Raw genomic sequence first — 18,655 nt, 5'->3', positions numbered from 1 at the left:
GTGGGGGGCGCCGGCCAGAGAATGCGATAGACAGTCTCCCCTGGGCATGACAACGTTGTCCAGGCCCTATGCTCGACGCCACATCCTCAACAGCCGCACAATTCCGACACGGCACCACCGACCACACCCGTGGACGACAGGACAGGACCGCGCACCGTGCCCGAGACCGCAGGCGGCATCGCCCGCCGCCCCGAGAACCGCTACGGAAACCGTCCCACGATGAAGGACGTCGCGGCCCGGGCCGGAGTGGGTCTCAAGACGGTCTCCCGGGTGGTGAACGGCGAGCCGGGCGTCACCCCGGACACCGAGCGGCGCGTCCAGGAGGCGATCGAGGCACTCGGCTTCCGGCGCAACGACAGCGCCCGGGTGCTGCGCAAGGGCCGTACGGCCAGCATCGGCCTGGTCCTGGAGGACCTCGCCGACCCGTTCTACGGTCCCCTCAGCCGGGCGGTGGAGGAGGTCTCCCGCGCCCACGGCTCGCTGCTGATCAACGGGTCGAGCGCCGAGGACCCGGACCGTGAGCAGGAGTTGGCGCTGGCGCTGTGCGCCCGTCGCGTCGACGGGCTCGTGATCATTCCGGCAGGTGACGACCACCGGTATCTGGAGCCCGAGATCAGGGCGGGCGTCGCCACGGTGTTCGTGGACCGTCCGGCCGGGCGGATCGACGCCGACGTCGTGCTGTCGGACAGCTTCGGCGGCGCCCGTGACGGCGTCGCCCACCTGATCGCCCACGGCCACCGCCGGATCGGCTTCATCGGCGACATGCCCCGGATCCACACCGCCGCCGAGCGGCTGCGTGGCTACCGGGCGGCCATGGAGGACGCGGGCATACAGGTGGAGGACGGGTGGATGTCGCTGGGCGTCACCGATCCGGAGCGGGTGCGCGGGGCGGCCGGGGAGATGCTGTCCGGCCCGTCGCCCGTCACGGCGGTCTTCGCGGGCAACAACCGGGTGACGGTGACGGTCGTACGGGTTCTCGCCGAGCACGCGCGTCCGGTCGCCCTCGTCGGCTTCGACGACTTCGAGCTGGCCGATCTGCTCCGGCCGGGCATCACGGTCGTCGCCCAGGACCCCGCCCGGCTGGGCCGCACCGCCGCCGAGCGCCTCTTCCGGCAGCTGGACGGCTCCCTCGTCGCCCCGGAACGCATCGAGCTGCCGACCAGGCTGATCGCCCGCGGTTCCGGCGAACTCCCGCCCGCGGACTGAGCGTTGACCGCCTCCGACTCCCGCGACCTCGAAGCGCTCGGCCTCGCCGTGGCGCCCCGCGAGGACCCGCTGAGCTACCCGGGCGCGTGGCCCGCCGAGTCCGGGCTGCTGGACGGCAACCGGATGCTGCCGCTGGACACGCTTGTCTTCGAGGACCGGATGCCCGTCCTCTCGGTCGGCTCCAACGCCTGCCCCGCGCAGCTGGTCCACAAGATGGCGGAACATGGTGTGCGGTGCCGGATCCCGATGGTCAGGGCCAGGGTCACGGACATCGGGATCGGCGTCTCCGCCCATGTCAGCCTCCTCGGCTATGTGTCCGCGTCGCCGTTCCACTCCCCCGGCTCGACCGCCGACCTGTTCCTCACCTGGCTCGACGAGGCGCAGCTCGCCGTGGTCGACGCGAGCGAGGGCGCCGACTCACCGACCGGCAACTTCCGCCGGGCCCTCCTGCCCGCCGCCGACTTCCGCGTCGAGCTGGAGTCGGGCGAGGTCCTCGACCACGCCTGGATCTACGTCAACCGGTGGGGCGTGCTGCGCGACGGCGGCCCCGGCCCGCGTCCCCACCCGGGCCGGCAGCGTCCGCTCATCGGCGAACTCCTGGCCGCCTCGGCCGAGTTGCGCGCGCTGTTCGGCACCACCCCGGACGAGTTCTGTGCCCGGGCGCGCGGCGACCGGGGCCGGTGCGTCCGGGGCAGGGAGCTGTTCGCCGAGCATAGGTGGACGACGGTGTCGGGCCTGGAACAGTACGTACGGCCGCACCCGGGGGCGTAGGAGTGCCGTGCCCGGCCCCGCTCTCAGCAGACCGGGAGGCCGGGCACCGGGGCGTCGTTGTCGCCGCCCTGCACGTAGACCACGCTGACGTAGACGTTCGTGTTGCCGCTGTCGTCGTCGGTCTTGGCCCACCACACGTTGGTCCATTCGCCGGAGGTCTCGCGGCGGCCCAGGTTCTGCTGGCAGAAGAAATAGTTGGTGCCCTGGTTGAGGACGCCGACCTCGGTGCCGGAGGCGGTGTAGGACTTGGCGGTCGTCCAGACGGTGCAGTTGTACTTGCCGCCGCCGATCGAGTGGCAGACCGGCGCCTCCTTGGTCGCCCCTCCGGAGGTCCCGCCGGTCGTACCCCCGCCGGTGGAGCCGCCCGCGGTCTCCGAACCACCCCCTGAGCCGCCGGTGGTACCGCCGGTGGTGCCGCCGCTGCCGTTCTTCGACGGGGAGGCGGACGCCTCGGTCTCCTTGTCGTCCGTGTCCTCGGTCTTCTCGCCCGGGCTCGCGGTCGCCTTGTCGTCCTTGCCCTTGTCCTTGGCGCCGGTGTCGTCGGAGAGGTCGACAGTGCCCCGGCTGCGGCCCGGGGAGGGGGTGCCGTCGGCCGGTGCGTCGGCGGAGGTCCGGGCGCCCTTCCTCGCGTCGTCGTCCCCGTTGAGCAGCGCGACGGTGACGCCGGAGGCGGCGAGGACGACGGTGACGGCCACGGCGGCGAGGAGGGCGCGCCCCTTGCGGGGGTCACGGCCGCCGGTCGCGGACACGGTGGTGACGGGTCCCGAGGCGGGTGGCGGCGTCCGCGAGGCGCCCACACCGGGCACGCCGACCTCCGCGGACGCGCCCGTGCCGGCCCCCGGGGCAGCGGGCTGCGGCGGGCCGAAGCCGGGGGTCGGGCCCGGCGCGCCGGCCCCACCCCCGGCCCCGGCGCCCGTGCCCGCGCCGGCCGTCGGCGGGCCGAAGCCCGGGGGCACCGACGGCATGCTCCGTTCGGTCTCCGCCCTCGGCCGGGGAGCCGGGCCGCCGCCCGCCCCCGCCGCCGGGGTTTCGGATCCGCCGGCGGCGGCCACGGCCTCCAGCAGGGCACGGGCCGCGTCGGCGTCCGGGCGCTGCTCCGGGCGCTTGTCCATCAGCTGCCGCAGCACGGGCCCGAGGGGTCCCGCCCGCCGGGGTTCGGGCAGCGCGTCGCTCACGATCGCGGTCAGCGTCGACCAGGTGGACGTGCGCCGGAACGGGGACGCGCCCTCGACGGCCGCGTACAGGGTGGCGCCGAGCGCCCAGACGTCGGAGGCGGGGCCGGGGTCGTTGCCCTGGGCCCGCTCGGGGGCCAGATAGTCGAGGGATCCGACGAGTTCGCCGCTGCGGGTGAGGTGGGTGGCGGAGCCGTCGCCCGGGTCCTCCATGGTGGCGATGCCGAAGTCGGTGAGGACGACGCGGCCCGAGCGGTCCAGGAGGATGTTGCCGGGCTTGACGTCGCGGTGCAGGACGCCGACCCGGTGGGCGGCGGCGAGGGCGTCCATGACCTTGGCGCCGATGGCGGCCGCCTCGCGCGCATCGAGCAGGCCCCGGTCGCGCAGGACGTCGTCCAGGGACGGCCCGTCGACCAGCTCCATGACGATCAGCGGGCGTCCGTCGACCTCGGCCACGTCGTGGACGGCGACGACTCCGGGGTGCCGGACGCGGGCGGCGGCCCGGGCCTCGCGCTGCATCCGCAGCCCGAGGTCGGCCAGTTCGGGCGCGCCCGCGTCCGTGTAGGTGCGCAGTTCCTTGAGGGCGACCTCTCGGTGGAGCACCTCGTCCACGGCCCGCCAGACGACACCCATGCCGCCGCGCCCGAGTTGCCCCACGATCCGGTACCGCCCGGCGAGAATCCGCCCGACACCGTCCGTCTGTTCGTTCGCCCCCGAAGACACCCGCGCCTCGCTCCTGTGACACACCGACGAATGGCGTACAGCCTAAGCGGTGCGCGGGCTCGCTCCGGACCAGCGGCAACGGCTGTCACAGGAACGCTACTTGGCCGCCTCGCGACCCGCCCCTACCGGCCGGACGAGAGGGCGGGATCGGCCCGCCGCGGCGCCGCGAAGCCCTCCAGGTCGGCACGGGTCAGACCGGTCGCCCCGGCCACCTCGCCGATGTCGAGGGCGCCGCAGTCCAGGCCCCGCAGCAGATAGCCGCTGAGGGCCTTGGCGGTAGCGGGCTCGTCCATCACGTCTCCGCCGGCCCGGTGGGCGTAGCGGGAGAGGCGGGCGGCGGCCTGCTCGTAGCCTTCGCGGTAGAAGGCGAAGACGGCCGCGTAGCGGGTGGGGATGTGGCCGGGGTGCATGTCCCAGCCCTGGTAGTAGGCACGGGCCAGGGCGCGGCGGGTGAGGCCGTAGTGCAGGCGCCAGGCGTCGTGGACCTGCTCGGTGGGGCCGACCGGCAGGACGTTGGTGGAGCCGTCGCAGACGCGTACGCCGGTGCCGGCCGCCGCGACCTGCATGATCGCCTTGGCGTGGTCGGCGGCGGGGTGGTCACTGGCCTGGTGGGCGGCGGAGACGCCGAGGCAGGCGCTGTAGTCGAAGGTGCCGTAGTGCAGGCCGGTGGCGCGGCCCTCGGCGGCGCCGATCATGCGGGCGACGGTGGCGGTGCCGTCGGCGGCCAGGATGGACTGGCTGGTCTCGATCTGGATCTCGAAGCCGATCCGGCCGGGCTCAAGGCCGCGCGCCTTCTCGAAGGCTTCGAGGAGCCGGACCATGGCGGTGACCTGCTCGGCGTAGGTCACCTTGGGCAGGGTCAGGACCAGTCCGTCGGGCAGGGGGCCGGCCGCCAGCAGGCCGCTGAGGAAGATGTCGAGGGTGCGGATGCCCCGCTCGCGCACCGGCGCCTCCATGCACTTCATGCGGATGCCCGTGTACGGGGCGGCCGTGCCCGTGGCGCAGGCCTCGGCGATCAGCCGGGCGGCGCGGGCGGCGGCCTCGTCCTCCTCGGCGTCCGGGCGCGGCCCGTAGCCGTCCTCGAAGTCGACGCGCAGGTCCTCGATCGGCTCGCGCTCCAGCTTGGCGCGGACGCGGTCGTACACCGGCTGCGCGAGGTCGTCGCCGAGGCCGAGGACGGCGGCGAAGGAGGCGGCGTCGGGGGCGTGCTCGTCGAGCGCGGCGAGGGCCCGGTCGCCCCAGGCGCGGACGGTGTCGGCGGCGAAGACGTCACCGGGTACGTAGACGGTGTGCACGGGCTGGCGGCTGCCCGGGTCGCCCGGGTAGCGGCGCTCCAGCTCCGCGTCGACGGGGGCGAGGGAGGCGCTGATCTCCTCGCTGACGGCGCCCGTGAGACTCGTCGCCACGTTCTCCTGCCGGCCCTGCCCCATCCCAAACCCTCCACTTTCCGCACTACGGAATCGGAAATCCGTATCCCGAAGCTAACTGTCGATCTTCACCCCGGTCAACACCGTCCCGACGTGTGATTCCCCATGTCGTCCCCCTGGTCACCGCCGACCCGGCCGCTTCTTACGTATTCATCGGGCAAGGTTCATCCTGACCCCAAGGGGAGGAGATCGCGTTGCCGAAAGAGGTCGGAGTGACGCGCCGCCAAGGACTCAGGTCCGCGGCGGCCGCCGCCATCGCCGTGCCGCTGCTGACCACGGCGGGCTCGTCACAGCCGGCGTCCGCCGGCGAGTACGCGGGCGCCCTGAACGTCATGACGTTCAACGTGCGCTTCGCGACCGTCGTCGACTCCACACCGCGCTGGGCGGTGCGCCGCCCGGTGATGAGGGAGCTGCTGCGCCGCGAGCGACCCCATGTCATCGGCACCCAGGAGGGGCTGTACCAGCAGCTGCGCATGATCGAGAAGGATCTCGGCGGGCACTACGACTGGATCGGCACGGGCCGGGGGGGTGGCAGCAAGGACGAGTTCATGGCGATCTTCTACGACACCCGCAGACTCGACCCGATCGAGTTCGACCACTTCTGGCTGTCCGACACCCCTTACACGATCGCCTCCAACACCTGGGGCGCGGACTGGCTGCGCATGGTGACCTGGGTCAAGTTCGCCGATCTCGCCGACGGGGGGCGGGAGTTCTACGTCCTCAACACCCATCTGGACAGCGTCAGCCAGTACGCGCGGGAGCGTTCGGCGAAGCTGGTCGGCGAGACGCTCGCCGGATGGGACCGCTCGGCGCCGGTCGTCGTCACCGGCGACTTCAACGCGGCTGCCCACGACAACCGGGTGTACGACCTGATGCTCGCGGGCGGACTCGTGGACGCCTGGGACGCGGCGGACTCGCGCAGTCCGGCGTACGGGACGTACCACGGCTACCGGGCGCTCAAGCCCGACGGGCGCCGCATCGACTGGATCCTGACCTCGCCCGGGGTGACCACGCACTGGGCGGCGATGAACACCTTCTCCGTCGACGGTCTGTACCCGAGCGACCATCTGCCGGTGCAGGCCTCGCTGACCCTCGGCTGACCCTGGGATGAGCCGAGGCCCCCGTGACCGCACAGATGCGGTCACGGGGGCCTCGGACGACTTCGGAGGTCAGCCCTTGCGGGCGTTGATCTCCTCGGTGAGCTGCGGGACGACGTCGAAGAGGTCGCCGACCACGCCGTAGTCGACGAGGTCGAAGATCGGGGCCTCGGCGTCCTTGTTGACGGCCACGATGGTCTTGGACGTCTGCATGCCGGCGCGGTGCTGGATGGCGCCGGAGATGCCGTTGGCGATGTACAGCTGCGGCGAGACGGACTTGCCGGTCTGGCCGACCTGGTTGGTGTGCGGGTACCAGCCGGCGTCCACGGCGGCGCGGGAGGCGCCCACGGCCGCGCCGAGGGAGTCGGCGAGGGACTCGATGAGCGCGAAGTTCTCGCTGCCGTTGACGCCACGGCCGCCGGAGACGACGATCGCGGCCTCGGTCAGCTCCGGACGTCCGGTCGACTCGCGCGGGGTGCGGCCGGTGACCTTGGTGCCGGTGGCCAGCGCGCCGAACGTCACCGCGAGGGCCTCGACCGCGCCCGCGGCCGGGGCGGCCTCGACGGCGGCGGAGTTGGGCTTGACGGTGATGACCGGGGTGCCCTTGGCGACCCGGGACTTGGTGGTGAAGGAGGCCGCGAACACCGACTGGGTGGCCACCGGGCCCTCGTCGGACGCTTCGAGGTCGACGGCGTCGGTGATGATGCCGGAACCGATGCGCAGCGCCAGGCGGGCGGCGATCTCCTTGCCCTCGGCGGAGGAGGGGACGAGAACGGCAGCCAGGGAGCCTGCGGCGGACACAGACTCGTACGCGGCCTGCAGCGCGTCGACCTTGGGGACGACGAGGTAGTCGGCGTACTCGGCGGCGTCGTGCGTGAGGACCTTGACCGCACCGTGCTCGGCGAGGGCGGCGGCCGTGTCGGCGGCACCGGAACCGAGGGCGACGGCGACGGGCTCGCCGATGCGGCGGGCCAGGGTCAGCAGCTCCAGGGTGGGCTTGCGGACGGCGCCGTCCACGTGGTCGACGTAGACGAGAACTTCAGCCATGGGATTGCTCTCCTGCGGATTGCGAAGGCTTGAGGGGCGGGGAGGGGCGGGCCTCAGCCGGGCCGTGGGCCGCGGCGGGCCGCAGGGGCTAGATGAACTTCTGGCCCGCGAGGAACTCGGCGAGCTGCTTGCCGCCCTCGCCCTCGTCCTTGACGATCGTTCCGGCGGTGCGCGCCGGGCGCTGGGCCGCGGAGTCGACAGCCGTCCAGGCGCCCTCCAGGCCGACCTCTTCGGCCTCGATGTCGAGGTCGGACAGGTCCCAGGACTGCACCGGCTTCTTCTTCGCCGCCATGATGCCCTTGAAGGACGGGTAACGCGCCTCGCCCGACTGGTCGGTGACCGAGACCACGGCCGGCAGGGAGGCCTGAAGCTGCTCGCTCGCGGCGTCGCCGTCACGGCGGCCCTTGACCGTGCCGTCCTCGACGGAGATCTCGGAGAGCAGCGTGACCTGCGGAACGCCCAGACGCTCGGCCAGCAGCGCCGGGACGACGCCCATCGTGCCGTCGGTGGAGGCCATGCCGGAGATCACCAGGTCGTAGCCGGCCTTCTCGATCGCCTTGGCCAGCACCAGCGAGGTGCCGAGGGCGTCGGTGCCGTGCAGGTCGTCGTCCTCGACGTGGATCGCCTTGTCCGCGCCCATCGACAGCGCCTTGCGCAGCGCGTCCTTGGCGTCCTCCGGGCCCACGGTCAGCACGGTGATCTCGGCGTCGTCGGCCTCGTCGGCGATCTGCAGCGCCTGCTCCACCGCGTACTCGTCCAGCTCGGAGAGCAGGCCGTCCACGTCGTCACGGTCGACGGTCAGGTCATCGGCGAAGTGCCGGTCGCCAGTGGCGTCGGGCACGTACTTCACAGTGACAACGATCCTCAAGCTCACGCCGGCTCTCCTACTGCATCGTCATTTCTGGGCTGCCTTCTTCCAGGCAGCATAGGCGCCTGAAGCGGCCGATCCCGATCGGGGCGACCTGCGCTCCGAGCAGAATATTACTCACCAGTACGACGCCTACGCTCCCGCATGTCGTGCCCGCTAAGCAAGCGCTTTGAACTGTGAGTTAGGCAACCCTGCGTAATCGCGCGGGACTCAGTCTCGCAGACCGCCGAAGCGGCCCTGGTGGTACAGCAGCGGCCGGCCGGCGCCCGAGGGATCGCCCACGACCACCTCGGCGAGGACGATCCGGTGATCCCCCGCCGGGACGCGCGCCACCACCCGGCAGACCAGCCAGGCGAGCACGTCGTCGAGAACGGGAACTCCTTCCGGGCCGCTACGCCATCCGGTGGGCGCCCCGAACCGGTCGGCGCCGCTGCGGGCGAAGGTGGCGGCCAGCTCCCGCTGATGCTCCCCGAGTATGTGCACGCCCACGTGCTCCGCCTCGGAGATCACGGGCCAGCTGGAGGCTCCGGTGCCGATGCCGAACGAGAGCAGCGGGGGCTCGGCGGAGACCGAGGTGAGCGAGGTGGCGGTGAAGCCGACCGGCCCTCCGCCGTCCCGCGCGGTGATCACGGCGACGCCCGCGGCGTGCCGCCGGAACACCGAGCGCAGGAGGTCGGGGGAGGCGAGGCGGGGCGAACGGAGGCCGGGGGTGGCCGTCATGGAGGTGTCCTTCTGCTCGGGTCGACGGGCTCGTGCGTGGCTGCTCACGGTCCCGGACAGCGCGAACTCGCCGTGCGGACCAGGTCCACGTGCACGCGCGCGAAGAGAAGGAGTTCTCGGGGCATCCGGCCAGGCTGACGACGGGTGAGGCCCCCAGTCAAGTGCGGGTCGGTGTGCGGCTTCACACGGCCTCACCGAGCGCGGCGATCACATCCGCCCGGCGCGGCTGGCCCGTTGCCCTGCGCACGATCCGGCCCTCCGCGTCGAGGACGAGCACGGTCGGCGTCTTGAGGATGTCCAGCCGGCGTACGAGGTCGAGGTGTTCCTCCGCGTCGATCTCCACATGGGCGACGCCGGGGACCATTCCGGCCACCTCGGTGAGCACCCTGCGGGTCGCCCGGCAGGGGGCGCAGAAGGCGCTGGAGAACTGCACGAGCGTGGCCCGTTCGCCGAGCCCCTCCCCCAACTCCGCCGCGTCGAGCCGCTTGTCACCGTCCCGCCCGCGCACCCTGACCCTCCCGCTCCGCCGCCGATGCAGCACTCCGTAGACGCTCGCCAACCCGAGCACCAGTCCGCACACCACAAGTCCGGTCACAGCGTGCTTCAGCGTTCACGAGACTGCAAAGATTCCCGGCCCCCGGAAGAGATTGGCCTGCGGAATGCTTGACGCATGGACATCGATGTGAGGGGGCCGCGCTTCGGGGCGGCCGTGACGACCGTGGTGCTGGCGTTCGTGCTGATCACCGGGAGCGTCTGGCTGCTGGCCTGGCAGACGTTCGCGTTCGCGCTGGGCGCGGCGGGCGGCGTGGGGCGCTCGCCGTACGGCTGGGTCTTCCGCACGCTGCTGCGGCCGAGGCTCGGAGCGCCGACGGAGTTCGAGGCGCCGCAGCCACCGCGGTTCGCGCAGGCGGTCGGGCTGGTCTTCGCCGCGGTGGGCCTGGTCGGTCTCACGGTGGGGCCCGCGTGGCTGGGCCTGGCGGCGACCGGCGCGGCGCTCGCGGCGGCCTTCCTCAACGCGGCCTTCGGGTACTGCCTGGGGTGCGAGATGTATCTGGTGGTCCGACGGGTGACCGTACGCGCCGGGTAAAGACCGGGTGGACGTCCGGTGGTCGGTCGTGTGTCCGACGTGACGAGAATCTCGCCTCCGGCGAGCGCCAAGACTGGCTACTCGTGCGTTCTTGGGGCACGATCTGCGGGATGCCGTAAACCTACGGCTGCGTAACTTCCCGCCGGGAGACCCCGTCCCAGGCAGAGAGAAGGGTCCACTCCGCCCATGGCAGAGCTTGTCTACCGTCCCGCGATCGGTCTCGCTCACACGTTGTTCAAGGCATGGGACCTGAAGATCGACTGCAAGGGGTCGGAGAACATCCCGCGCTCGGGCGGCGCGGTGCTGGTGAGCAATCACATCGGCTACCTGGACTTCATCTTCGACGGCTTGGCGGCTCTGCCACAGAAGCGGCTGGTGCGTTTCATGGCCAAGGAGTCGGTGTTCCGGCACAGGATCTCCGGTCCTCTGATGCGCAACATGCGGCACATCCCGGTGGACCGCAAGCAGGGCGAGGCGGCCTACGCGCACGCCCTGGACTCGCTGCGTTCCGGTGAGATCATCGGCGTCTTCCCCGAGGCCACCATCTCGCAGTCGTTCACGCTGAAGAGCTTCAAGTCGGGCGCCGCCCGCATGGCCCAGGAGGCGGGTGTCCCGCTGATCCCGATGGCCGTGTGGGGCACCCAGCGGCTGTGGACCAAGGGCCACCCGCGCAATTTCAAGCGCAGCCACATCCCGATCACCATCCGGGTGGGCGAGGCGATAGAGGCCTCCAAGGACAAGTACGCGGGCGCCATCACCCGTCAGCTCCGCGAGCGCGTCCAGGAGTTGCTGGAGGCGGCCCAGCGCGCCTACCCGGTCCGCCCCAAGGGCCCGGACGACACCTGGTGGATGCCGGCCCACCTCGGCGGCACGGCCCCGACGCCGGAGCAGGTCCGCGAGGCCGAGGCGCGCTGACCCGCCGTCACAGCGCCGCCGGAAGCGCCCTCCAGAGTTGTGCCCGGTCACGGGCGGCCCGGAGGGCGCCGAGCACGGCAGGATGCGGGGCGGCGTGGAGCACCGGGAGGTCCGACTCACCCGCCCCGGGATCCGGGACGAAGGCCAGGCACTCCCCCTCCAGCGAGAAGCGGGCGTCCACGCCGGGCTTGTTGCCCCGGGGGTCCTGGCGGTGCCAGGCGCCGTGGAAGCGCACGGCGACCAGGCCGTGGATCACGTGTCCGTCGCCGTCGTCGTGCGCCAGCCGCTGGTAGCAGAGCGCGGTAGGGATGTCCTCGGCACGCAACAGCGCGGCCAGGGCATGGGCCTTGGCGTAGCAGATCCCGGTGCGGTGTTCGAGGACGTCGGACGCGCGCCAGGTGACGCGCGGGTCGCCGGCGTCCTGGGAGTGCGTGATGGTGTCGCGGACGAACTCGAACGCCGCCCTTGCATAGCCATACGAGTCGTCCACCCCCTTGGCGAGCCGTTCGGCCGTATGCCGCACCCGCGGATGCTGATGGTCTATGACCTCGTCGGCGGCCAGATAAGCGGACAGGTCCGGGTTCTGCTGGATCAGTTCCATGCCCGCAGAGCATAGGAAAACGATCACCCGTGAGTCAATGACTTTTCGGGTGACCGTATATCTATGCAGTCCTCAGCGAGCCATCTCCTCCTTGAGCGCCGCCACGAACCCGTCCACGTCCTCCTCGGTGGTGTCGTAGGAGCACATCCAGCGGACGTCACCGGCGGCCTCGTCCCAGAAGTAGAAGCGGAAGCGCTTCTGGAGGCGTTCGCTGACGTCGTGCGGGAGGCGGGCGAAGACGGCATTGGCCTGCACCGGGTGGAGGATCTCCACCCCGTGGACGGCGCGGACGCCCTCGGCGAGCCGCTGGGCCATCTCGTTGGAGTGCCGGGCGTTGCGCAGCCAGAGGTCCTTCGCCAGCAGGGCCTCCAACTGTGCCGACACGAAGCGCATCTTGGAGGCGAGCTGCATGGACAGCTTGCGCAGGTGCTTCATGTGGCGGACGGCGTCCTGGTTGATGACGACCACGGCCTCACCGAACATCGCGCCGTTCTTGGTGCCGCCCAGCGAGAGCAGGTCGACGCCGACCGCGTTGGTGAACGTCCGCATGGGCACGTCCAGGGAGGCGGCGGCGTTGGCTATCCGGGAGCCGTCCAGGTGCACCTTCATGCCGTGCGCGTGGGCGTGCTCGCAGACCGCGCGGATCTCCTCGGGCGTGTAGAGCGTGCCGAGCTCGGTGCTCTGGGTGATCGAGACGACCTGCGGCATCGCACGGTGCTCGTCGTCCCAGCCGTACGCCTGCCGGTCGATCAGCTCGGGGGTGAGCTTGCCGTCGGGGGTGGGCACGGTGAGCAGCTTGAGGCCGCCCATGCGCTCCGGGGCGCCGCCCTCGTCGACGTGGATGTGCGCGCTCTCGGCGCAGATCACCGCGCCCCAGCGGTCGGTGACCGCCTGGAGCGCGACGACGTTGGCGCCGGTGCCGTTGAAGACCGGGAACGCCTCGGCGGTGGCGCCGAAGTGGCTGCGGACGATCCGCTGCAGGTTCTCGGTGTACTCGTCCTCGCCGTAGGCGACCTGGTGTCCGCCGTTGGCCAGTGCCAGGGCGGCGAACACCTCGGGGTGGACGCCCGCGTAGTTGTCGCTGGCGAAGCCGCGGACCTCCGGGTCGTGATGGCGTCGGGCGTCGGTCTTCGGAGGGTTCACGGCTTGTCGGTCAGCCACAGACGGTTTCCGTTCACTTCGGCGGCGGACTTCTCCCAGACGTCGGCGATGGCGTCGGCCAGCTCCTTGACGTCCGTGAAGCCCGCGAACTTCGCGTTGGGGCGGTCGGCGCGCATCGCGTCGTGCACCAGCGCCTTCACCACCAGGATCGCAGCCGCCGAGGTAGGCCCGTCCGGCCCGCCCGCCTTGCGGAAGAAGTCGGCGGTGGCGAGCGTCCACGCCTCGGCGGCGGCCTTGGCGGCGGCGTAGGCGGCGTTGCCCGCCGTGGGCTTGCTGGCGCCGGCCGCGCTGATCAGGACGTACCGGCCGCGCTCGCTGCGCTGCAGGGCCTCGTGGAAGGCGAGGGAGGTGTGCTGCACGGTGCGGATCAGCAGCATCTCCAGGAAGTCCCAGTCGTCGAGGCTGGTCCTGGTGAAGGTCTCGCTGCCGCGCCAGCCGCCGACGAGGTGGACCAGGCCGTCGACCCGGCCGAAGTCCTTCTCGATGCGGGTGGCCCAGTCACGGGTCGACTGGAGGTCCAGCAGATCGACCGTGTCGCCGACGACGGTGGCGCCGCCGTGGGCGTAGCGGGCCGCGTCGACGGCTTCGGAGAGCCGCTCGGGGTCGTTGTCGGAGCCGACGACGATCGCGCCCGCGTCGGCCAGCCGCAGCAGGGCCGCCCGGCCGGCGGGTCCGCCCGCGCCGGCCACCGCGATCACCGCGCCACTCAGTGCACCGTTGCCGTTCTGCATGGTCCTCGCCTCCTGAGCGGCGTCCGAGACGCCCGCGACTGCGGCGCTCACGCGGCGACCCGCTCGGCGTTCGCCGCGGTGATGCCCTTGGTGGAGGCGATCACGGTCTTCAGCTTCTTGGCGAGCGCCTCATAGAACATGCTGAGCGGAAACTCGTCCGGAAGCACGTCGTCGACGAGTTTCCGCGGCGGCTGCGTCAGATCCAGGGCGTCGGGGCCCTTGGCCCAGCGGGAGCCGGGGTGCGGGGCGAGGTACTCGGCGACCAGCTCGTATCCGGCGAACCAGTGGACGAGCTTCGGGCGGTCGATGCCGTCCCGGTAGAGCCGCTCGATGTCGGCGCAGAGCTGGTTGGTGACCTGCGGGGCGCGCTGCCAGTCGATGTGCAGCTTGTTGTCGGTCCAGCGGACCACGTCGTGCTTGTGCAGGTAGGCGAAGAGGAGCTGCCCGCCGAGGCCGTCGTAGTTGCGGACCCGCTCGCCGGTGACCGGGAAGCGGAACATGCGGTCGAAGAGCACCGCGTACTGCACGTCACGGGCCTGCGGGACCCCGTCGGCCTCCAGCTTCACGGCCTCCTTGAAGGCGGTGAGGTCGCAGCGCAGCTCCTCCAGGCCGTACATCCAGAACGGCTGGCGCTGCTTGATCATGAAGGGGTCGAAGGGCAGGTCGCCGTGGCTGTGGGTGCGGTCGTGGACCATGTCCCACAGGACGAAGGCCTCCTCGCAGCGCTTCTGGTCGTGGACCATCGCGGCCACGTCCTCGGGCAGTTCCAGGCCCAGGATGTCGACGGCGGCGTCGGTGACGCGGCGGAAGCGGGCGGCCTCGCGGTCGCAGAAGATGCCACCCCACGAGAAGCGGGCCGGGGCCTCGCGCACGGCGATGGTCTCCGGGAAGAGAACGGCCGAGTTGGTGTCGTAACCGGCGGTGAAGTCCTCGAAGGTGATGCCGCAGAACAGCGGGTTGTCGTACCGGGTGCGCTCCAGTTCGGCCAGCCAGTCGGGCCAGACCATGCGCAGCACGACCGCTTCGAGGTTGCGGTCGGGGTTGCCGTTCTGCGTGTACATCGGGAAGACGACCAGGTGCTGGAGGCCGTCCGCGCGGCTCGCGGCGGGCTGGAAGGCCAGCAGCGAGTCCAGGAAGTCGGGCACCTCGAAGCCGTCCTCGGCCCAGCGCCGCAGGTCCTTGACGAGCGCCTCGTGATAGGCGGCGTCGTGCGGCAGCAGCGGGGACAGCGCCTCCACGGCCCCGACGACCTCCTCGACCGCCTTCTCGGCGTCGCCCGCGGCGGGGGCGTGCTCGGCGTCGAAATCGATCGAGCCGTCCTTGGACTGCCAGGGCCGGATCCGCTCCACGGCATCCTTGAGCACGGGCCAGGCCGGGTGCTCCACCACCCTGCCGGCCGAAGGAACAACGCCCTCCGCAGCCATCTGCACAAGAATTTCCGTCATGACCCATCCTTCACGGGAGAACCTTTCGTAGTAACACCGTACGTAGCGAGGGTTCCTCACCGCAAGACCGATCTTGAGCGATCCAGCCGGAAATCTTCCCGCCACCCCTGGCACCTAACCGCTGAATCTCCTGCCACACGCGTCATGGGTCACACTTCGTGCGTCACGCTCCCCGTACGGAGGCACCCGGGGTCAACGCGCACCGGACTCGCCCACTCAGGGATGACCCGATCTCCGCGCGACGGTGCGCGACGGGTGCGGAAACGGTCCTGTTCTGCGACGTGACACGGCCCGGCACGGCGTGACACGACCCGAAAGGGCTCGTGCACATGCGGATGCATCGCACGGCGCAAGGACTACGCTGCGCCCCAGCCGCGTGCCGCCCCTCCCCCGGTCACGCGGGCCGAGCCGCCGTCGACGGAAGCGAGTCAACCTTGAACTTCCTCACCATCGGTCACCGCGGAGTCATGGGTGTCGAACCCGAGAACACCCTCCGTTCCTTCGTAGCCGCCGATCGCGCGGGCCTCGACGTCATCGAACTCGATCTGCATCTGAGCAAGGACGGCGCGCTCGTCGTCATGCACGACGCGGACGTGGACCGGACGACCGACGGCACGGGCCCGATCGCCGACAAGACCCTCGCCGAGCTGCGCGCCCTGGACGCCGGCCGCGGCGAGCGCGTCCCCACCTTCGAGGAGGTCCTGGACGCGGTGCGGGCGCCGCTCCAGGCCGAGATCAAGGACACGGCGGCGGCCCGCTCCCTCGCCGAGGTGATGCACCGGCGCGATCTGGTGGGGCGGGTCGAGGTGCTGTCCTTCCACGACGAGGCGGTCGCCGAGATCGCCCGGCTCGTGCCCGGCGTACGCACCGCGCTGGTCGCCAGCCGCTACGGCCCCGACGTGGTGGACAGAGCGGTGGCGGTGGGCGCCGCCACCCTCGTGCTGAACATCCGGCGGCTGACCCTGGAGGTCGTCGAGAAGGCCCGCAGGGCGAACCTGCGCATCATCGGCTGGGTGGTGAACACCCAGGACCACCTGCGTCTGGTCCGCGCGCTCCAGCTGGACGGCGCGACGACCGACTACCCGGACATCAAACGAACCGGCCGCTTCACGGCCTGAGGCTCAGCCGAGCTGCTTGACCAGCAGCTCGAACTGCAGATCCGCGCGCCGCGGCACACCGAACCGCTCGTCGCCGTACGGGAACGGGGTCATCCGGCCCGTACGGCGGTAGCCGCGCCGCTCGTACCAGGCGATGAGGTCGTTCCGTACGGAGATCACGGTCATGTGCATCTCCCGGGCGCCCCAGCTCTCGCGCGCGATGCGCTCCGCCTCGGCGATGATCACCTTGCCGAGGCCGCCGCCCTGCAGGACCGGGCTCACCGCGAACATCCCGAAGTAGGCGTTGTCGCCGCGGTGTTCGAGCTGGCAGCAGGCGACGACCGCGCCGTCCCGCTCGACGGTGAGCAGCCGGCTGTCGGGCGACTTGATGACCTGCAGCACGCCCTCGGGGTCGGTCCGCTGCCCTTCGAGGATGTCCGCCTCCGTGGTCCACCCGGCCCGGCTGGAGTCCCCGCGGTACGCCGACTCGATCAGCGCGACGAGGGCGTCCACGTCGCCGTCGGTGGCGTCACGGAAGGTCAGGCCGGTGGCGGCGGTGTCCATGGGCTGCTCCTGGCGGCTGTCTGGGGCTCGAACACGGAAGAGGATAACGGCGTCGCGCCCCGGCACGGGGACGGGGAAACCCCGCGGGAAGGCCCACCCGCCCGTACCCGCGCCCCCCATTCCAGCGCCTACCGTCGACGGCATGATCCACGTACTCAGCAGCCGCACCCTCCTGCGCCCCACCGACCCCGAGCGTTCCCGCGCCTTCTACGGCGAGCGGCTCGGACTCCCCGTGTACCGCGAGTTCGGCACGGGCGACCACCGGGGCGTCGTGTACTTCCTCGGCGGCGGCTTCCTGGAGGTCGCGGGCCGCTCCGAGACCCCGCCCTCGCCCGCGCTGAAGCTGTGGCTGCAGGTGGCGGACGTGACGGCGGCGCACGAGGAGCTGCTGGCGGCCGGGGTGGAGGTGCGGCGGCCCCCGGTGAAGGAGCCCTGGGGACTGATCGAGATGTGGATCGCCGACCCGGACGGCACGGAGATCGTGCTGGTGGAGATCCCGGCGGACCATCCGCTGCGGTACCGGCCGGGCAGCTGAGGCTCCGCACCCCGGTGGCCGGGGCCGGGGCTCGGGCATAGCGTGCCGGCAGGGGCCCCGGATCCCTCGCGGGAGGAACGCCATGAAGCTCGACGAGCCCGTCATCGGTGGACCCTGCTGGACCGAACTGGGGACCAGCGACCTGGAGTCGGCCAAGCGATTCTACACCGAACTGTTCGGCTGGCGTCCGCGGACCGATCCGCGCCAGGAGGCCGGCGGCTACAGCATCGCGCACCTCGGTGACGCGGCGGTCGCCGCCCTCGCACCGCTGTACCAGGAGTCGCAGCCGGTGGCCTGGAACGTGTCGTTCGCCGTGAGCGACGCGGACGCGGCGGTCCGGGACGTGCGGGCGGCGGGCGGGACCGTGGTGCTGGAGCCCATGGACGTCTTCGACATCGGGCGGTTCGCGGTGGCTTTCGACCCGGGTGGCGCGGCCTTCCAGCTGTGGCAGGCGCGCTCCTTCCCCGGTGCCGGGCTGTTCAACGCGCCCGGCGCGCTCGGCTGGGTCGAGCTGCTGACCCGTGCGCCGGAGCGGGTCAAGTCCTTCTACACGACCGTGTTCGGCTGGAGCGTGAACGCCGGCGAGCACTACACGCAGTGGGGCCTCGACGGCGCCGACTTCGGCGGCATGATCACAATGGAGGGCACGTTCCCGCCCGAGGTGCCCTCGCACTGGCTGCCGTACTTCGCCGTGGAGGACGTCGACGACTCCGCCCGCGTCGCCGTCGAGGCGGGCGGCACCCTGCTCATGGAGCCCACCACCGTGCCGGAGGGGCCCCGCATCGCGGTGCTGCGGGACCCCCAGGGGGCCGCGTTCGGCGTGGACCCGGCCGGCGAGGAGGGCTGAGGGAGGGCGTGCCGGGCGTCGCGACGCCGCGGAGACCCGTCAGAAGGGGCCTAGGCGCGCGGCAGGCCCAGCCGGCCCTCCAGCTGGATCAGCAACTCGCCCAGCAGCACGGAGAGTTCGCGGCGGTCGTCGGTGTCGACGCCGGAGAGCACGGCCTCCTCGTAGGCGAGCTGCTCGGGCATGACGCTGTCCACGAGGTCGCGGCCGGCCTCGGTGAGACGGACGTGGGCGACGCGGCGGTCCCGGGCGTCACCGCGGCGCTCGACCAGTTCGCGTTCCGTGAGCAGCTTGAGGCGTTTGGTGACGGCGGCTCCGGAGGCGTAGGTCTCGCGGGCGATCTCGCTGGGGGTCAGCTCGTGGCCGGTGCGGCGCAGGGTGCCGAGGACGTCGAACTCGGGGCGGGTGAGGCCGGCGCTGCGCAGGGGCGCGTCCTCGGCCTGTTGCAGGAGGGCGGCGCATCGGTTGACACGGCCGATGATCTCCATCGGTGCCGTGTCGAGCCCGGGATGGACCGTCTGCCACTGGCGCACCACCTTGGAGACCGTGTCCCCGAGTGCCGCGCCGCCGCCCGCCGCCGCCCGCCCGTCGCCTGCCGTCATGCCCGTGCGCCCTCCGCTGACTGGAACCGGTGCCGTCCTGCC

20 protein-coding genes are annotated in these 18,655 nt (G+C 71.8%); 8 read left to right on the top strand and 12 right to left on the bottom strand.

The window, feature by feature from the left end; translation table 11 throughout:
* The first annotated feature begins 156 nt into the window (after positions 1 to 156).
* Positions 157 to 1,206 carry a LacI family DNA-binding transcriptional regulator gene (locus tag ACWCRJ_RS05695; RefSeq protein ID WP_450938068.1) on the top strand — a complete coding sequence of 350 codons (1,050 nt, stop codon included), beginning with the start codon at positions 157 to 159 and terminating at the stop codon, positions 1,204 to 1,206.
* Between the two features lie 3 nt (positions 1,207 to 1,209).
* Entirely contained in the window at positions 1,210 to 1,977 is a 768-nt protein-coding gene (locus ACWCRJ_RS05690; protein ID WP_450938067.1) for a hypothetical protein, read from the top strand.
* A 23-nt stretch (positions 1,978 to 2,000) separates the two neighbouring features.
* Here ACWCRJ_RS05690 and ACWCRJ_RS05685 read toward each other — a convergent pair whose 3' ends face one another.
* Together ACWCRJ_RS05685 and ACWCRJ_RS05680 are read right to left on the bottom strand one after the other, a co-directional pair.
* Positions 2,001 to 3,872 (bottom strand): serine/threonine-protein kinase, encoded by a 1,872-nt coding sequence (locus ACWCRJ_RS05685; RefSeq protein ID WP_450938066.1) that lies wholly within the window; start codon positions 3,870 to 3,872, stop codon positions 2,001 to 2,003.
* A 122-nt stretch (positions 3,873 to 3,994) separates the two neighbouring features.
* Complete coding sequence (locus ACWCRJ_RS05680) at positions 3,995 to 5,302, bottom strand: DUF6986 family protein (protein ID WP_450938065.1); 1,308 nt, start codon at positions 5,300 to 5,302, stop codon at positions 3,995 to 3,997.
* 191 nt (positions 5,303 to 5,493) lie between these two features.
* On the opposite strand from ACWCRJ_RS05680, the gene ACWCRJ_RS05675 reads away from it, so the two are divergent.
* On the top strand, positions 5,494 to 6,399 hold the full coding sequence (locus tag ACWCRJ_RS05675; protein ID WP_450938064.1) for an endonuclease/exonuclease/phosphatase family protein: 906 nt from the start codon (positions 5,494 to 5,496) through the stop codon (positions 6,397 to 6,399).
* A gap of 69 nt (positions 6,400 to 6,468) precedes the next feature.
* Here the strand turns inward: ACWCRJ_RS05675 and ACWCRJ_RS05670 are convergent, their stop codons facing one another.
* The 4 genes from ACWCRJ_RS05670 to ACWCRJ_RS05655 form a co-directional block, all read right to left on the bottom strand.
* Positions 6,469 to 7,443 carry an electron transfer flavoprotein subunit alpha/FixB family protein gene (locus ACWCRJ_RS05670; protein ID WP_450938063.1) on the bottom strand — a complete coding sequence of 325 codons (975 nt, stop codon included), beginning with the start codon at positions 7,441 to 7,443 and terminating at the stop codon, positions 6,469 to 6,471.
* 88 nt (positions 7,444 to 7,531) lie between these two features.
* On the bottom strand, positions 7,532 to 8,317 hold the full coding sequence (locus tag ACWCRJ_RS05665; RefSeq protein WP_028796744.1) for an electron transfer flavoprotein subunit beta/FixA family protein: 786 nt from the start codon (positions 8,315 to 8,317) through the stop codon (positions 7,532 to 7,534).
* Positions 8,318 to 8,521: 204 nt separating this feature from the next.
* Positions 8,522 to 9,031 (bottom strand): flavin reductase family protein, encoded by a 510-nt coding sequence (locus tag ACWCRJ_RS05660; protein WP_020114614.1) that lies wholly within the window; start codon positions 9,029 to 9,031, stop codon positions 8,522 to 8,524.
* 181 nt (positions 9,032 to 9,212) lie between these two features.
* On the bottom strand, positions 9,213 to 9,626 hold the full coding sequence (locus ACWCRJ_RS05655; protein ID WP_450938062.1) for a TlpA family protein disulfide reductase: 414 nt from the start codon (positions 9,624 to 9,626) through the stop codon (positions 9,213 to 9,215).
* 75 nt (positions 9,627 to 9,701) lie between these two features.
* Here ACWCRJ_RS05655 and ACWCRJ_RS05650 point away from each other — a divergent pair, with 75 nt between their 5' ends.
* Positions 9,702 to 10,118 (top strand): DUF4395 domain-containing protein, encoded by a 417-nt coding sequence (locus tag ACWCRJ_RS05650; protein ID WP_450938061.1) that lies wholly within the window; start codon positions 9,702 to 9,704, stop codon positions 10,116 to 10,118.
* A gap of 186 nt (positions 10,119 to 10,304) precedes the next feature.
* Positions 10,305 to 11,033 carry a lysophospholipid acyltransferase family protein gene (locus ACWCRJ_RS05645; RefSeq protein ID WP_381369004.1) on the top strand — a complete coding sequence of 243 codons (729 nt, stop codon included), beginning with the start codon at positions 10,305 to 10,307 and terminating at the stop codon, positions 11,031 to 11,033.
* A gap of 7 nt (positions 11,034 to 11,040) precedes the next feature.
* On the opposite strand, the gene ACWCRJ_RS05640 is transcribed toward ACWCRJ_RS05645, so the two are convergent.
* The 4 genes from ACWCRJ_RS05640 to ACWCRJ_RS05625 all read right to left on the bottom strand — a co-directional run bounded on the left by ACWCRJ_RS05640 (position 11,041) and on the right by ACWCRJ_RS05625 (position 14,971).
* Complete coding sequence (locus tag ACWCRJ_RS05640) at positions 11,041 to 11,634, bottom strand: transglutaminase domain-containing protein (protein ID WP_450938060.1); 594 nt, start codon at positions 11,632 to 11,634, stop codon at positions 11,041 to 11,043.
* Between the two features lie 72 nt (positions 11,635 to 11,706).
* Complete coding sequence (locus ACWCRJ_RS05635; protein WP_450938059.1) at positions 11,707 to 12,777, bottom strand: threonine aldolase family protein; 1,071 nt, start codon at positions 12,775 to 12,777, stop codon at positions 11,707 to 11,709.
* The gene (locus tag ACWCRJ_RS05630; protein ID WP_450938166.1) at positions 12,774 to 13,526 is read right to left on the bottom strand and encodes an SDR family NAD(P)-dependent oxidoreductase; all 753 of its coding nucleotides are present in this window, start codon (positions 13,524 to 13,526) and stop codon (positions 12,774 to 12,776) included. Before ACWCRJ_RS05630 ends, ACWCRJ_RS05635 begins: the two co-directional genes overlap by 4 nt.
* 47 nt (positions 13,527 to 13,573) lie before the next feature.
* Positions 13,574 to 14,971: a DUF6421 family protein gene (locus ACWCRJ_RS05625; RefSeq protein ID WP_450938058.1), complete on the bottom strand. Its 1,398-nt coding sequence runs from the start codon at positions 14,969 to 14,971 to the stop codon at positions 13,574 to 13,576.
* A 434-nt stretch (positions 14,972 to 15,405) separates the two neighbouring features.
* On the opposite strand from ACWCRJ_RS05625, the gene ACWCRJ_RS05620 reads away from it, so the two are divergent.
* Positions 15,406 to 16,089 (top strand): glycerophosphodiester phosphodiesterase, encoded by a 684-nt coding sequence (locus ACWCRJ_RS05620; protein ID WP_450938057.1) that lies wholly within the window; start codon positions 15,406 to 15,408, stop codon positions 16,087 to 16,089.
* Positions 16,090 to 16,092: 3 nt separating this feature from the next.
* Here the strand turns inward: ACWCRJ_RS05620 and ACWCRJ_RS05615 are convergent, their stop codons facing one another.
* Positions 16,093 to 16,632, bottom strand: a complete 540-nt coding sequence (locus ACWCRJ_RS05615) for a GNAT family N-acetyltransferase (protein ID WP_450938056.1) — start codon at positions 16,630 to 16,632, stop codon at positions 16,093 to 16,095.
* 142 nt (positions 16,633 to 16,774) lie between these two features.
* Between ACWCRJ_RS05615 and ACWCRJ_RS05610 the strand changes: the two genes are divergently transcribed.
* On the top strand, positions 16,775 to 17,167 hold the full coding sequence (locus tag ACWCRJ_RS05610) for a VOC family protein (RefSeq protein ID WP_450938055.1): 393 nt from the start codon (positions 16,775 to 16,777) through the stop codon (positions 17,165 to 17,167).
* A gap of 82 nt (positions 17,168 to 17,249) precedes the next feature.
* A complete protein-coding gene (locus ACWCRJ_RS05605; protein ID WP_450938054.1) occupies positions 17,250 to 18,014 on the top strand; it encodes a VOC family protein in 765 nt (254 codons plus the stop codon).
* A gap of 50 nt (positions 18,015 to 18,064) precedes the next feature.
* Here the strand turns inward: ACWCRJ_RS05605 and ACWCRJ_RS05600 are convergent, their stop codons facing one another.
* Positions 18,065 to 18,613: a MarR family winged helix-turn-helix transcriptional regulator gene (locus ACWCRJ_RS05600; protein WP_450938053.1), complete on the bottom strand. Its 549-nt coding sequence runs from the start codon at positions 18,611 to 18,613 to the stop codon at positions 18,065 to 18,067.
* Between the last annotated feature and the right edge of the window lie 42 nt (positions 18,614 to 18,655).

The sequence above is a fragment of the Streptomyces sp. NPDC002324 genome, from assembly GCF_053593335.1.
The sequence above is the reverse complement of the archived record's forward strand: the minus strand, read 5'-3'. Positions and strand labels throughout refer to the sequence as shown.

Excerpts from the sequence above, each read along its gene's own strand:
- ACWCRJ_RS05650 (WP_450938061.1), top strand. The coding sequence starts at position 9,702 with ATGGACATCGATGTGAGGGGGCCGCGCTTCGGGGCGGCCGTGACGACC.
- ACWCRJ_RS05640 (WP_450938060.1), bottom strand. The coding sequence starts at position 11,634 with ATGGAACTGATCCAGCAGAACCCGGACCTGTCCGCTTATCTGGCCGCC.
- ACWCRJ_RS05680 (WP_450938065.1), bottom strand. The coding sequence starts at position 5,302 with ATGGGGCAGGGCCGGCAGGAGAACGTGGCGACGAGTCTCACGGGCGCC.
- ACWCRJ_RS05625 (WP_450938058.1), bottom strand. The coding sequence starts at position 14,971 with ATGACGGAAATTCTTGTGCAGATGGCTGCGGAGGGCGTTGTTCCTTCG.
- ACWCRJ_RS05605 (WP_450938054.1), top strand. The coding sequence starts at position 17,250 with ATGAAGCTCGACGAGCCCGTCATCGGTGGACCCTGCTGGACCGAACTG.
- ACWCRJ_RS05645 (WP_381369004.1), top strand. The coding sequence starts at position 10,305 with ATGGCAGAGCTTGTCTACCGTCCCGCGATCGGTCTCGCTCACACGTTG.
- ACWCRJ_RS05670 (WP_450938063.1), bottom strand. The coding sequence starts at position 7,443 with ATGGCTGAAGTTCTCGTCTACGTCGACCACGTGGACGGCGCCGTCCGC.
- ACWCRJ_RS05600 (WP_450938053.1), bottom strand. The coding sequence starts at position 18,613 with ATGACGGCAGGCGACGGGCGGGCGGCGGCGGGCGGCGGCGCGGCACTC.
- ACWCRJ_RS05630 (WP_450938166.1), bottom strand. The coding sequence starts at position 13,526 with ATGCAGAACGGCAACGGTGCACTGAGTGGCGCGGTGATCGCGGTGGCC.
- ACWCRJ_RS05610 (WP_450938055.1), top strand. The coding sequence starts at position 16,775 with ATGATCCACGTACTCAGCAGCCGCACCCTCCTGCGCCCCACCGACCCC.
- ACWCRJ_RS05615 (WP_450938056.1), bottom strand. The coding sequence starts at position 16,632 with ATGGACACCGCCGCCACCGGCCTGACCTTCCGTGACGCCACCGACGGC.
- ACWCRJ_RS05660 (WP_020114614.1), bottom strand. The coding sequence starts at position 9,031 with ATGACGGCCACCCCCGGCCTCCGTTCGCCCCGCCTCGCCTCCCCCGAC.